The 14,001-nt window shown below is 43.3% G+C and carries 12 protein-coding genes; 6 read left to right on the forward strand and 6 right to left on the reverse strand.

Features of this window, described 5'->3' with window-relative positions:
* Positions 1-57: 57 nt before the first annotated feature.
* A complete protein-coding gene (locus IRQ95_RS03120) occupies positions 58-420 on the forward strand; it encodes a PilZ domain-containing protein (RefSeq protein ID WP_194435545.1) in 363 nt (120 codons plus the stop codon).
* Positions 421-716: 296 nt separating this feature from the next.
* On the opposite strand, the gene rplY is transcribed toward IRQ95_RS03120, so the two are convergent.
* The gene (gene rplY / locus IRQ95_RS03125) at positions 717-995 is read right to left on the reverse strand and encodes a 50S ribosomal protein L25 (RefSeq protein WP_005598831.1); all 279 of its coding nucleotides are present in this window, start codon (positions 993-995) and stop codon (positions 717-719) included.
* 385 nt (positions 996-1,380) lie between these two features.
* Between rplY and IRQ95_RS03130 the strand changes: the two genes are divergently transcribed.
* Together IRQ95_RS03130 and IRQ95_RS03135 are read left to right on the forward strand one after the other, a co-directional pair.
* Entirely contained in the window at positions 1,381-2,109 is a 729-nt protein-coding gene (locus IRQ95_RS03130; RefSeq protein ID WP_194435546.1) for a glycosyltransferase family 2 protein, read from the forward strand.
* An 18-nt stretch (positions 2,110-2,127) separates the two neighbouring features.
* Entirely contained in the window at positions 2,128-3,399 is a 1,272-nt protein-coding gene (locus IRQ95_RS03135) for an LssY C-terminal domain-containing protein (RefSeq protein ID WP_194435547.1), read from the forward strand.
* Between the two features lie 151 nt (positions 3,400-3,550).
* Here IRQ95_RS03135 and IRQ95_RS03140 read toward each other — a convergent pair whose 3' ends face one another.
* Positions 3,551-4,438 (reverse strand): helix-turn-helix transcriptional regulator, encoded by an 888-nt coding sequence (locus IRQ95_RS03140; RefSeq protein ID WP_194435548.1) that lies wholly within the window; start codon positions 4,436-4,438, stop codon positions 3,551-3,553.
* 236 nt (positions 4,439-4,674) lie between these two features.
* Here IRQ95_RS03140 and IRQ95_RS03145 point away from each other — a divergent pair, with 236 nt between their 5' ends.
* The 3 genes from IRQ95_RS03145 (at position 4,675) to IRQ95_RS03155 (ending at position 9,559) form a co-directional block, all read left to right on the forward strand.
* Positions 4,675-5,865, forward strand: a complete 1,191-nt coding sequence (locus IRQ95_RS03145) for a sugar efflux transporter (protein ID WP_194435549.1) — start codon at positions 4,675-4,677, stop codon at positions 5,863-5,865.
* Positions 5,866-6,476: 611 nt separating this feature from the next.
* The gene (locus IRQ95_RS03150; protein WP_194435550.1) at positions 6,477-8,636 is read left to right on the forward strand and encodes a hybrid sensor histidine kinase/response regulator; all 2,160 of its coding nucleotides are present in this window, start codon (positions 6,477-6,479) and stop codon (positions 8,634-8,636) included.
* 20 nt (positions 8,637-8,656) lie between these two features.
* Complete coding sequence (locus tag IRQ95_RS03155) at positions 8,657-9,559, forward strand: diguanylate cyclase domain-containing protein (protein WP_194435551.1); 903 nt, start codon at positions 8,657-8,659, stop codon at positions 9,557-9,559.
* Between the two features lie 46 nt (positions 9,560-9,605).
* Here the strand turns inward: IRQ95_RS03155 and IRQ95_RS03160 are convergent, their stop codons facing one another.
* From IRQ95_RS03160 to radD, 4 genes are all read right to left on the reverse strand, one after another.
* Positions 9,606-10,946, reverse strand: coding sequence for an ATP-binding protein (locus tag IRQ95_RS03160; RefSeq protein WP_194435552.1), 1,341 nt, complete (start codon positions 10,944-10,946; stop codon positions 9,606-9,608).
* Entirely contained in the window at positions 10,936-11,595 is a 660-nt protein-coding gene (locus IRQ95_RS03165; RefSeq protein ID WP_075649096.1) for a response regulator transcription factor, read from the reverse strand. Before IRQ95_RS03165 ends, IRQ95_RS03160 begins: the two co-directional genes overlap by 11 nt.
* Complete coding sequence (locus IRQ95_RS03170) at positions 11,595-11,999, reverse strand: PepSY domain-containing protein (RefSeq protein WP_194435553.1); 405 nt, start codon at positions 11,997-11,999, stop codon at positions 11,595-11,597. Before IRQ95_RS03170 ends, IRQ95_RS03165 begins: the two co-directional genes overlap by 1 nt.
* A gap of 138 nt (positions 12,000-12,137) precedes the next feature.
* Positions 12,138-13,880 carry a DNA repair helicase RadD gene (gene radD / locus IRQ95_RS03175; protein WP_194435554.1) on the reverse strand — a complete coding sequence of 581 codons (1,743 nt, stop codon included), beginning with the start codon at positions 13,878-13,880 and terminating at the stop codon, positions 12,138-12,140.
* Positions 13,881-14,001 lie beyond the last annotated feature (121 nt).

Genomic DNA, 14,001 nt, shown 5'->3' on the forward strand with positions numbered 1-14,001 from the left:
GCCGATGGTTATAATGACGCCCAAGAATAGTATGTAATTGAAACAAGGAAACAAGACATGGATGACTTCGTGCAGAAACGCAGGTATTACCGACTGAAGTACCCTCGTCGGGCGATGCCGGTCGTCAGCATCGATAATCAGTTATTTCATGTAAGCGAAATCTCTGAAAAGGGAATACGTATTGTTATGAACAGTTTTGCCAGTTTATATCGCGGATTGACTTTGACGGGAACCTTAAGCTTAGGACTCGATAATAAGATTAAGGTCAAGGGTCGAGTTTTGCGCTTTGATGACAGTGAAGTGATCTTGCAATTGGACCAAGGCCCTTCATTTAAAGATATGGTTGAGCAACAACGTCACATTCGCAATAACTATCCAGCGCATTTCGCTCGTTTGCGTAGCCAAACCGTTACCTCGTAGTTCTTTATAAGTCATACACAATAGGCGACCTATTATCAAAGTGAAGCAAAATTAGAATCACTTGTTTCCTGTTATTATATTAGCTTGGTGCGATAAGTCGCATTTGGCCAATTAAAGCTTGAACGGTATGAAGAATAGGGAAGGAATTCGATAAGAATTTAGATACCTAAAACGGTGAAACCCCAGAGGTGGTAAGTCTCTGGGGTTTCGAATTTTTTAGATGTCTCGGTTGGTAAGTCCGATAATCTTTATGCAAAAGGTCTGGATTTTCTCCGATTAATTCCTTGGTAAAGGAATTAGATGCGGATGAAGTCCATGTGCTCAACTTTTGGCTTGAAAGCGTGACGTTGAACGTCTTGTGGCTTAACTTTAACTTCAGCGCCGTCGATCACTAGAACGATACCTTCGTAGAACTCAGGCTTGTCCATTTGGTTAACGATGTCGTTGTGGTTAAGAACGATTGATACTGGAGCTTCAGAACCACCGTAAACGATAGCAGGGAATTTACCAGCGTGACGTAGGCGGCGGCTCGCACCTTTACCTAGTTCAGTACGTACTACTGCTTCAAATTTCATAGTATTACTCTCGTAAAATAAGTATTGATTCCACAATATGATGCGACCTCATATTGTGCTAAACGCTGATGAGTAATTGGTAGTTACTCCAACAGCGAGCGCGGATACTATCACTCTATACCATCAAGAGCAATACCTTTCCCTAGTTACAGCCTAGTTTGTAAGCGATAAAAGGCACTTATTTCACAAGTGGTTATATTATCTTCATTCCTACCGTTTTGCTGGTGAAAAACACATCATTTTCTTCTACACGACTCTGTAATTTGATTAAGCAATACAAAGTACTGCAAACATGAACCGTATCTGAACGAATAACTCACGATGGGTTAAGTTAGGTATCGATATGCTAGTCCCATAATCAGCCATCACTAAGAGGAAAAATAAGATGGGACCAGTAAGTATTGTAGTGATTACCCTAAATGAAGAAAAGCGTATTGGCCGTTTGTTAAACGACTTAAGCAATCAGACTCATCAAGAGTTTGAAGTGATCCTTGTGGATTCAAATAGTGAAGACAACACACGCCAAGTTGCCGCAGCGTTTGAAGCTTCATTACCAAAACTGACGATCCATAGAATGGATACACGCGGCGTGAGTTTAGGTCGTAATACAGGGGCTGCGATGGCGCAATATGAACGTATTTTATTTCTAGATGCCGATGTGCGCCTTGATGGTAACTTTCTCGCCAATGCGATTAGTCAGCTAGAAGATCAGCAACTAGAAGTCGCTGGTGTATATATGGGGGCGAAAAACCTACCTTTAGTACATAAGTTGGGTTACGGCTTGTTTAACTTAGGTTTATTTGTCACTCAATACACTTTTCCAACGGCGGTAGGGGCGTGCATCTTTTCAACTAAGCGTGTCCATAACGAAATTGGCGGTTTCGATTTGGCGATTACGCTGTGTGAAGATTGTGATTACGTGAAACGTGCGAGTAAGACTTGGCGTTTCCGCTTTTTAAAACTGACTTTCGGATTTGATCCTCGTCGTTTAGACCAAGATGGTATTTTTAAGATGGGGGCAACCTATTTAAAAGCGAATGTACGTCGCTTCTTCTTTGGTGAGATGCGCAATAACGAAATGGAGTACAAATTCGGCCATTACAAAGAGCAATAATCGTTGTAGGGGCAGCAAATGTTTGATGGGATGAGTTTGTTTATAGGGGCATTGCTTGATGCCCTTATTGGTCCGAATTTATTTGTACCAGGTGAGCCATTTTTGCTCGCTGCGGGTTATCAACTTCATCAAGGGATATGGATTGGTGTTATCGCGGTGCTGTTCGGTGGCTTTATTGGCGATCATGTTAGCTATTGGATAGGGCGTTATGTCGGTTTACCGGCTCAGAAAAAGTTGGTTAAGTGGCAGCCGAAAACCCGACGCCCGATCGCCCGTTGTCGTCATTTGATGGGCAAGAAAGGTAACTATGTGTTGGCGTTTGCGCGTTTACTGGGTCCGGTGGCTTGGGTGGTGCCATTTATTGCGGGTACAAATAAGATTTCTTGGTCGCGCTTTACTCTTTTTAGCACTATTGGCTTGATACTTGGTGTTGGCCAATTTGTTATGTGGGGGTATTTATTGGCTTATGGTATCGATCAATTTCCGTTGCTGAATCAAGTGAAGCTCGTATTGGTTGAGCATCAGTACACTCTATTAGCGATCACAGTAAGCGCGATATTTCTCTATTTAGGGCACAAGCTGCGCTGGCGTTTATTGTTTACTAAGTTCAGCGGGGTGTTCTTCGCCTTAATGTTGTGGGCGAACTATAGTCACTTTTTCCTTTTTGCAGATGACTTCGCAAAGAAAGCGCCGGAAAGTGATAACGCAACGGTGGTTGAATTGACAGATCTTGCTTACAAAGTGTATCCGGGAATCTCTAACATTTATGACGCACAGGCGATGAACGTGATGTTTATTGGCGAAAACCCTAGAGACTTGATGTTGCAATTAGGCTGGATTGAAAACCAAACGTTTTCACGTAACGAGATAGAGCTCAAAGATTACATTCGTCTGTTGCAAGACAAAACACCACCAGTCTCCGATCTGTTTTGGAATAATCAGCCGCAAGAGATGGCATTTCAGTTACCGGGCGATTTAATGCGTCGCAGTCACATTCGCTGGTGGCAAGCGGGATTGGATTCAAGTTCTCAGCAAACCGTTTGGCTTGGGGCATTAAGTTACGATGATGGTCTACAACTGACACCATATTCAGGAATTGTCACCGTATTACATAGTGTTGACCCGAATGTAGACCAAGAACGCGATAATCTGGCGCAACAAGTGAGTGAGCAATTCGTTAATCATCAAATAGAATTTGCGGCATTAAGTGAACCAGTTGCATTAGATGATGATCATGAATATTACACCGATGGTCGCATCTTGGTGATTCGAGATAGCTTAGCCCTTTAGCAAGGATTTATTGATGTCTGTCCTCACAAGCTTGTTTTTGTTTGTAATGGTGTCTGTCCTTACAAGCTTGGTCTAATTGTGTCTGTCCCTCTAAGCTTGTCAAAATAAGCTTAGAGCGGTTTTTGTATACCAGATAATGGGGTGATCACACTCAGTCGAATTGAGAACGAAAATCTGAAGGGGTCATTCCCTTTAACGACTTAAATTGGCGATTAAAATTTGAGATGTTATTAAAGCCCGCTTGCTCGGCAATACTAGCGACAGATAGCGGGGTATTAACTAGCATCTCGCAGGCTTTGCCAATGCGAAAACGTTTGAGGTGTTCTGAAAAGCTTTCGACAAAATGGCGCTCAAATAATCGATAAGCGGAGCTTTCGCTGATATGAAGCGTTTGGCAAAGATCATCAATTTTAATTGGCCGAGCGTAGTTTTGCTCGATAAATTGACGAGCCATTTCCACACGCCGAGTTGATTCATCATCCAGATTAGCATTATGTAATCCGTAGGCATGCAGTGATAATTTACTTGAAGATTCGTCATCCGCTAATGCACAGAGAGCTTGTAGGACTCTAAGCAATTGGTGATGCGGTTCATAGTGTTCGATATTTCTTAGCTGCTGATGGATGTACTCAGCAGTTTCATGGCTAAATTGTAATCCGTAAGAGGCGCGTTTAAGTAATCGACTTAGGTTTTTCAATTCAGGAAAGTTTTCTATCAGTGATTCAACCCATTGATGACGGAACCAAAAGATCAATGAATGGTGACCGCGCTCAGCATCACCATCTATATTACCTATCAACATATGGGGTAAACCAGGCCCATAAAGGAGTAAACTGTTGTGGTTTATTTCACCTATCCCATCACCAGCGAAGTAGCGACCTTTAAATACGCCGTTTTGATCTCGGTAGAGTACTAATTCATACTCGGAATGGTAGTGCCATGAGCAGGTGAACTCTTCTTTCTTAACCCGGCAATGATACTCTTTGACCATCCAGTTAAAGTTATTTTCATTGAGTACATTTTCAATGGTTGGTTTCATCCCTGCCTCCTTAATATGAACAAAAATCACCCTATCTAGTTTGTTCTATTCAGTCAATATATTGAGTTGATATGAGTGAAAAGTATCACTTGTTGGCGGATAGTCATTACTAGGTTATTGAAAATTATTATTAAACTGCTTGCGTTGTGTAGCACTGAACTCCGAAGTGGATTGGGTGCAGATTGTATGCGCGGTGAAGGGAAACTGAGCAGCAAAATACGGGTTAGGAGAGTTTTATGTTCAAGACAAAAGAGGCACTGATCTTCCTATTGATGGCTTTTGCCACAGGAATTAGTGGTTCGTTTTTTTACCCACTTTCAAGTTTATTTATTATTGAAGCTTTGGGTGCCAGTCCGGCTATGTTGAGCGTCTATATGATCTTGTCGATTGTATCGTCGGTTGCGGTTTCGCAACTCATTGCTGCAAAGTCAGATAATGGTTGGAATCGCAAAAACATTTTGTTGTTTGCGCTGAGTTGTTACCTCATCACGGTAGTTGGTTTTAGCTTCATTCGGGACTATTACTGGGCAGTAGCATTTTCAATGATATTTGGCGCACTAAGTGGTGCTGGGTTTGGTCAACTATTCGCATTAGGCCGTGAATATGCTGATGAGCACATTGAGGACAGTACGACCTTTTTATCGGTGATGCGTGCCGGTATCGCTATTGCTTGGGTTATTGGGCCGCCAATTGCCTTTATCTTGAAAGGTTCGTTTGGGTTTAGCGCATCGTTTTTAGCCGCTGGTGGTGCAACCTTAATTTCAGTGCTGCTTGGACTGCGTTATTTGCCTAATAGCGTGATCAAAAATGAGGAAAAAGAGCAAGATAAAAAGCAAGGACCAGTTGGCTTTATCGTTGCTCTATTCTGTGTCGCTCTAGTTTTTATGTTCAGCGCCAATAACCTCTATGTGATCACTATGCCGCTTTATCTTTCGCAAGAGCTTAAAGTTGCTGCCAGTTGGGTCGGCTATATGTTTGGTATGGCAGCTTTGTGTGAAATTCCATTTATGCTTAAAGCGGGTCGTCTAGCGGCGCGTTTCGGTACGATGAAGTTACTCGCTTTATCTCTGGTTTGTGGCTGTCTGTTCTTTGTCGCAATGTTGAACGTGACCGCGTTTTGGCAATTGCTCGGTATTCAGATTCTTAATGGTGTCTTTATTGGTTTGACCGCAACGCTGGGCATGGTTGCCTTACAAGATATGATGCGCGATAGGCTAGGTACCGCTTCAACGTTATTTTCAAGCTTGCTACAAATATCAATGTTGATATCAAGCCTGAGCATTGGCTTTGTCGGTGAGATGTACAGTTACTACGCGGCATTTTATGTTTCATTGACTCTAGCTGTTAGTTCTCTGGTTTTGATTACCTACTTTGTGGTGAAAGAGAACCGAGAAAACCAAGCAGATTTGGTTGAGCAGGCAAGTTAACTAACGGACTCAGCTCAGTTAGGGAATGCTAGAAAGATAAGATTGACTCGTAAATAGGCAAGCAATGGGTAATAAGGGGCAAGTGAGTGGCCGCCCCTTATTACCCTTTTACTATACTCCGCATGGGTTCTTTCACTCAAAACGGGTCAGAAATGAGCCACTATATTCATAATTCTTTGCTTAACCCCCATAGTTAATTGACCTAATTAAGTGGTCATTTTTAGCAACCATTATAAGAACTCCCACAAACAAACAAAGCCAATGCATATCCTTACGCAGCTGGGTTTGCGAGCCGAGAGAATCCTATCGAATTTGTTCTTTAACCCTATGTGTGATGTGGAATTATCGCGATATATCATGCTTAATTTTTCTCAAACTATACGTTGCATGATATGCAAGTTTGCGTGTTAAAACGTGCTTCAATTCACGCTTATGGGGTTCGGTTTTGTTCAAGATCATCAAATATAGTCCGTTGCATTACAAAATGTTGCATATTAATGTTAGTTTTGTGGTGGGGAATGTTACGTTCCTAGTGGCGGTTTTATCTCTTGGCGTAAACACGGTAACGAGGAAGGCATAACTTCAACAGCATAACGAAAGAGTGTATTTTTATGACTAACTCTATCTATGATCCTCTGCCTGATGGCGTGATAAATATTAATGATGACGGTGTAATTCGCGATATAAATCACGCAGCATGTTCGGCTCCTATCTGGAGAGAACCACCTGCTGTTGGAGCAAAGTTTACAGATTGTTTACCGCTTGCTGAAATTGAGTCTTGGTTATGCGAGAAACACAGTGAACCTCACCTTTGGCAAGACATTTCGGGTGAATTTTGGCAATTAAAATGCATTGCTCAAGGTTCTCGAAAACTGCTTTTGTTAACCAATCAAACTGAATTAGTTAATCTACAGTCGCGGGTTGAACGGTTAGAACATGATATCGAGCGCTTAGATTTTGCTGCTCAAGGCGCCAATTTAGGTATTTGGGACTTTAATCCTTCGGAAGGGAAGATTATTGGCAACCGAACCTGGGCGACGCAAAAGAAGCTCGATACCGCTGAAGTGTTCGTCGATAGCCACCTGTTTTCGGAAATAGTCAACGGTATTGAAAAATGGGCGACATTGGTTCATCCCGATGATATCGATGCAACAACCCAGAAAATTTCAGACCATCTAGAAGGTAAAACAGATTTATACCATGCTGAGTTTCGAGTGAAATGTGGCGATGGCAGTTGGAAATGGATTCTTGATCAGGGAAAGGTATTTGAGCGTGATGAACTGGGCGCCCCTATACGTATGAATGGTATCCATGTTGATGTCGATAAGCTGAAAGCTCTTCAACATAAACTATCTAAGACGAAAGAGAAAGCAGAGGTCGCCAATCGCGCTAAATCCATATTCTTAGCCAATATGAGCCATGAACTTCGCACTCCTCTGAATGCCATATTAGGCTATTCGCAGTTGATGAAAACGGAACCTAATTTACCGATTAAGCACAAAGAATATTTAGATATTATTAATCGCTCAGGTGAACACCTTTTAGCGCTCATTAATAATGTGCTCGATATGTCTAAAATTGATGCGGGTTATAATGTCGTTGAACTGAAGTGGTTCAATTTGCGTGAGATGGTCGAAGAAGTGATCGATTTGATGCAAATGAAAGCGAGTCAAAAGCAACTTAACTTTCAGTCAGCCATTGATGAAAGTGTCCCTAGTTATGTAAAAGGCGATGCGGTAAAAACTCGACAAATATTAATTAACCTGCTTGGTAATGCGATTAAGTTCACCACGATTGGTAGCGTACAGTTAACCGTTAACTCAATACCATCTAGCGAAGGGAATAGTCAGGTTAACTTTGAGATAATCGATAGTGGTATCGGAATTGCTAACGAAGATCTTGAGCGTATTTTTACCCCGTTTGAGCAGGTAGCGTCGCTGTCCACACAAAATGGTACAGGACTTGGCCTAAGTATTAGTAAACAGTTTGTGGATCTCATGGGGGGAAAGCTTGAAGTGTCGAGCACACTTAATCAAGGCACAACCTTTAGTTTCTACCTTGAGCTATTGTCATCAGACTGGATAGAACAACCTATTTCGCCTATCAGTCAGCAAATTAAAGGACTGAGTGAAAAAAGTTGGGTACCTAAGATCCTGATCGCCGAGGACCAAACAGATAATCAGGCATTATTGAGTACACTTTTAACCGAGGCGGGCTTTAAAGTTAAAATTGCCCAAGATGGTGAAGAGGCCGTCGCGCTATTTCAGCATTGGCAGCCAGATTTCATCTGGATGGATCGCCGTATGCCAAAAATGGATGGTCTAGCTGCAACTCAAGCGATACGCCGCTTACCTAATGGTGGCGATGTCATAATAGTCGCACTGACAGCCAGCGTGTTTAATGATGAAATTGAACAGATGCTCAAAGCAGGAATGAATGACTTTGCGCGTAAGCCTTATCAAGCTCAAGCACTGTTTATTTTGATGCAAAAGCATTTAGATATCGAATACGATTATTTGCAGGAGATTAAGTCACCGGAGAATCTGGGAGTATTGTTATCGAGTGAGATTGAGCAAGTTTGTGACTTAACATCCGCCAAGGAAATTTTAGACGCGGTGGCACTCGGTGACCAGCAGCGACTGATAGAACTGTTTAGGACATATACGATATTCGATAATGTACGTTCAGAATTGTTGGGGTTAGCAGAGTCGTATCAGTTTGATGAGCTTTATGAGTTGTTTAGCTTTGCTGAAGAATCAAATAGTGCCTAGAAAATAAGGAGAGATTACTTATGCCTTATGAAGACGCAAAAATTGAAATCTTGGTCGTCGATGATACGATTGAAAATATAAAACTTTTAGACAATTTACTAAGTTCAGAAGGTTATCAGGTTACTGGCGCGCCAAGTGGAAGTGCTGCTTTACGTATCTGTCAGCATAAAAATATCGATCTAATTTTGCTCGATATTATGATGCCAAAAATGGACGGCTACGAAGTCTGTTCACAACTGAAATCCAGTCGTAGAACCCAAGATATCCCCATTATTTTCCTAAGTGCTCTAGATAGTACGCAAGATAAAGTGAGAGCTTTTCAGGTCGGTGGCGTTGATTACATTCAAAAGCCATTTGAGGCACTAGAGGTTTTAGCAAGAGTTAAGAACCATACGGATATATTACTCTTGCAACGTAAACTGATTAAGCGAAACAAAGAGCTGAAGAAACTTGCAGATACCGATGGGCTCACTGGATTACTTAATCGTCGTCGCATGACGGAGCTTTTAGAGCAGCAATCAAACTATTGCGTCATTCTATTTGATCTCGATAACTTCAAATATATCAATGATAAATATGGTCATCAGCGCGGTGACGAAGAGTTGATCGAATTCGCTACTTTGACAGAAGAAATTGTTGCCAACAAAGGGCATATATCTCGTTGGGGTGGGGAAGAATTTTTGGTGTTGTTACCCGAATGTGACTTGGATGAGGCAAAAACGGTTGCTCAGTCACTGCAAAAGACCTTTTCTGGTTCAGATCAAGTTTGCTCTACGGCAAGCTTTGGTGTGGTTGATAATCAATGTGCGAACAGTTTTTCCTCAGTTGTTCGAGCCGCTGATACCGCGATGTATCAAGGCAAAAATAACGGGAAAAATCAGGTTGTTATTTGGCAACCTAAACACCAGCAAGTTTGCGATTAAGCTAGGCTCAACCAGGAACAAATACGGTTGAGCCCAATGTCATACATTAATGGCTCGTTTTCATAGCCAACATCGCTTTTAGGCCGCCCATCGAACTTTTGCCCAGCTCGAGTGTTCCGCGATAGCTGTGCGCCATCTCATTAACTATGTTTAGGCCAAGTCCTGTACCAGGTGTTGTTTCGTCTAATCGAACTCCACGCTTGATTACATTGTCAAACTGCTCATCGGGAATGCCAGGGCCATCATCTTCAATAATGATATTGACGGTATTGGCATCAACAGACTCAGCGTAAACACGAATGATGCTATTTGCCCATTTATAACCATTTTCGAGTAGATTACCCACCATTTCATCAAGATCGGTCTGTTCGACAGAAACCTCGAGTTCTGAATCTATTTCATTGATTAGCGTCACGTCACGCTCAGCGTAAACCTTATCAAATGCCATTGAGATCGCATCAATACGTTCGGCAGGTGAGGCTTTCACTGACAGTATGTTCATTGAACCTGCCATACGCGCACGGCCTAAGTGATAATCAATTTGCCCCTGAATTTGATCAACGGGTTCGCGTAGCGGCGCTTGTTTATCTTGCGGCAGATGCTGAATCTCGTTTTTTAGCACTGAAAGTGGCGTTTTTAATGCGTGCGATAGATTACCGGCATGGTGGCGAGCGCGCTCCAACAACTCCTGATAGTGGAACAGTAGGGCATTTAAGTCGGAAACCACGGGCGCGATATCACGAGGGTAGTCATCGCCTAATGCCGTGCGTTGACCTTGGCGTAGTTGGCTTAACTCACGGTGCATTTTTGTAAGCGGGCTTAAAGACCAGGCGATTTGCAAAAAGATCACCGCTAACACGCCAAAATAGAGCAAGGCAAGAATGATCCACAATTCACCCATTAGGGCTGCGACTGTATCTTCAATAGGCTGCTCATCGATACCGATCAAAATTGAAATCGGCTTGTTGTACTCAGGGAAGTAGAGCGAGTTTTCGATATAGATCAGTGGCTCTTCTCTGGCGCCAAAAGCCTGCGCTTTCTTCTTGTTGAAATCGATGGTGCGATCCCACAAAGAACGCGAGCGAATTTGGTTATCGTCAGTAGAGGCCGACCAATATAAACCGCTGTAAGGCTGGTTAAATCGAGGGTCAGAAAGTTGAGTCGAAAGTGTTAGTTGACCGTTTTTGTCTACCTCAAGGTTCGCCGTTATTTCATCCATGTAGATGGAGAGTTGTGATTTAGTGTCCGCGACCATGTAGTTATAGACTTGGCTTGGAACGGTCACTCCGGCGGCAATGATCATTGCAGTCAGCCAGACAACAGCCGCCAGTACTAGGCGGCTTTTTAAGCTAAGCTGTTTGATTAAAGACAGCTTTTTACTCGGCATTCAGTTGGTATCCCAAGCCACGCACAGTTTTAATCACGTTTGGCGCGATCTTTTTACGGATGCGTCCAATAAACACTTCAATTGTGTTCGAGTCACGGTCAAAGTCTTGCTTGTAGATGTGCTCGACAAGTTCGGTACGTGATATTACTTTGTCAGCGTTATGCATAAAGTAGGCGACAACTTTATATTCGAGCGCTGTTAAGCTTACCGCCTCACCTTGCCACATCACTTTCGATGTACGTGTATCAAGGCTAAGGTTACCCACTTGCATGATAGGTGACGCATTACCAGACGCGCGGCGCAGCTGGGCACGAATGCGCGCTGTTAGTTCAACCATCTCAAACGGTTTGGTAAGGTAGTCATCAGCGCCGGCGTTGAGACCTTCAACGCGTTGAGTGAGCGTGTCACGCGCACTGAGAATCACCACTGGCGTATTGATATTCTCATCTCGAATGCCTTTTAGTACCGTTAAACCATCAATTTTCGGCAGGCCAAGATCGAGTACGATTACGTCCCACTCTTCTGACGTGGCGCGATACAGCGCATCAATACCATCTTGAGCAAGTTCTGGTACCCAACCCGTTTGTTCAAGTGCTTCAATAATTTGTTCGCCCAAACGAGGCTCGTCTTCCACTACAAGTATTTTCATTATTCGTCTTCTGTATTTTTGAATGCTTTTTTAATGTTACGACCGCGAATTTCTATCATTTCTAAGGTTTCAGCGTTGTACTCAACCTTGATGATATTGTTGTTATAGTTAATTTTTAGTTCATAAACCCAAATATCGTCGTCTTCTTCGAGTTCTACTTTGATGATTCGTCCATGCAGATCACGTTCTACCGCAGCGTACATTTCAGAGAATGGGCGAATGTAACCTTTTTGTACGGCTTCGTAGACTTCATCTTGGTCTTCTTCAAATTCGACCTTGGTGCCTGGTTTCTCGACGTCACGAACCAGATCATGACCATTGTCATGCTTGTGGGCATAGCTAGGGAAGGCGAGTAAGCTACACCCAGCTAGTGCGATAAGGCTGATGAACAGCTTTTTAAACATAGTGTTACCTTTGCTCAAACTTTCTATTCGTTGGCGGGCGAAGTGACGATGGTCACTGACTCCAGCATTAGATGTATTATAGATATTTCAACATGAACACAAAGTGAATCAATCGAGTTTATGCTTATTTTGCCGTATCTAACCTTGTTTTAGCTCGTCGGCAAATATACGGTCACGCATTTTCCAAAATCGTCCAACTTTACGCGCTATCACAAATTGTGGTGGTCTAAAACGATGCTGGTGGGCAACCACTTTACTTGGCGATGATTCCTCAAAAGCGCGATGCTTGTCAGCCAAATGAGGGCGAACAAATTGTGCGTGGAAACGTTCTTTCTGTTTTGCCGTTGTCAAAGACCAAAACTCATGCACTGCGGCTTGGTTGTCTCCTCGATAAGTGACTTTGAGTTGGTTCTTGCCTTTGTCGTCTTTGAAGGTCGACAATTCCATCTCGATACACTCAAAAACCAGAGCGTCTTTGAGGTTTAATGCCTCTTTAAGCTTTTTGTCTGGGTCGACAAGCGTCGCATCACACTCGTGACAAATTCGCGCGGCGATATCGTTGTCTGCACCACACTCGCCGCAATATTTAGCGCGGAAGCGATAGCCACAATGCTCACGTTCACCGGTTTCGTCATCTTCAAAATAGCCTTGGCAGCGTCGACCAAAGTGTTCGAGCAGAAAACCGTTACTGTCCAGTTTGCCCCAGAAGTTATTGTTAAAGCCACAAGCAGGGCATGGAATGGTAATGATTTCGCTATCAGAGTCGGGCTTTGGATTGCCAACTTCAGGTTGGTACAAATCATAGCTGTTGCCAGCGTAATCGAGCACCAAACACTCATCCTTACCTGGCGATAGACGCAGCCCGCGTCCGACAATCTGTTGATACAAGCTAATCGATTCGGTTGGACGTAAGATCGCAATTAAGTCGACGTGTGGCGCATCAAAGCCCGTGGTTAATACTGATACGTTGACCAAGTACTTAATCTTTTGATCTTTGAACTGCTGAATGATTGCGTCGCGCTCTGGCGTAGGTGTGTCACCAATAACAATCGCGGTTTGTCCTTCTGGCAGCAAACTATAGATTTCCTGTGCATGGCGCACCGTAGCCGCAAACACCATGATGCCCAGCTTCTGCGATGACAGGTGAATGATCTGTTCGACAATTTGTGGCGTGGCGCGCTTGGCTTGATCAATCACCATATCCAGCTCTGACTCTTTGTAGCGTCCGGTGCTCGCAGGCTTTAACTGGGAAAAATCATAGCTCAGTACGGGGGCATCCATCATTTTTGCATGGGTGAGGAAGCCCTCATCTAGCAAGTAGCGAATAGGCAATTCAAAAATACAGTCGCGGAAGAAACGCGCTTCTTCACTGCGTACTTGTCCTCGGGTGTGGTATTGGTAGATCCAGCCGATGCCAAGACGATAAGGTGTCGCGGTGAGTCCAAGGACTTTCATACCTGGGTTCAGCTCGCGTAGGTGACTGATCACCTTCTGATAACTAGAGTTTTTTTCTTCTGGTACTCGGTGACATTCGTCGATAACCAATAGCGAGAATTGATCTTTAAACGCGTCAAGATTGCGCACCACAGACTGCACTGAGGCAAACACCACTTGTTGATCGGTCTCTTTGCGTCCCAACCCTGCGGAGAAAATAGCGCCAGTTAATCCATAACCTTCATACTTTGCATGGTTTTGCTCAACCAACTCTTTTACGTGAGCGAGTACCAATACTCGACCTTTTGCTAAGCGGGCAAGTTCAGCTATGACAAGGCTTTTTCCTGCTCCTGTTGGTAGCACGATGACCGCTGGTGTCGAGTGTTTACGAAAGTAGTGAATTACCGCTTTGACGGAGTCGGATTGATAGGGGCGCAGGGTGTACATAAATTCTGTGAAATAGCTCAACTATTTGTTTTAGTCGCACTATAATAGCGCAGCTAACTAAGTTGAGGTATCCATGCAGGAAAATAAAACGCAGGCAAATAAAACGCAACCAAACAAATTA

Source organism: Vibrio fluminensis (assembly GCF_015278125.1).
Taxonomy (GTDB): Bacteria; Pseudomonadota; Gammaproteobacteria; order Enterobacterales; family Vibrionaceae; genus Vibrio; species Vibrio fluminensis.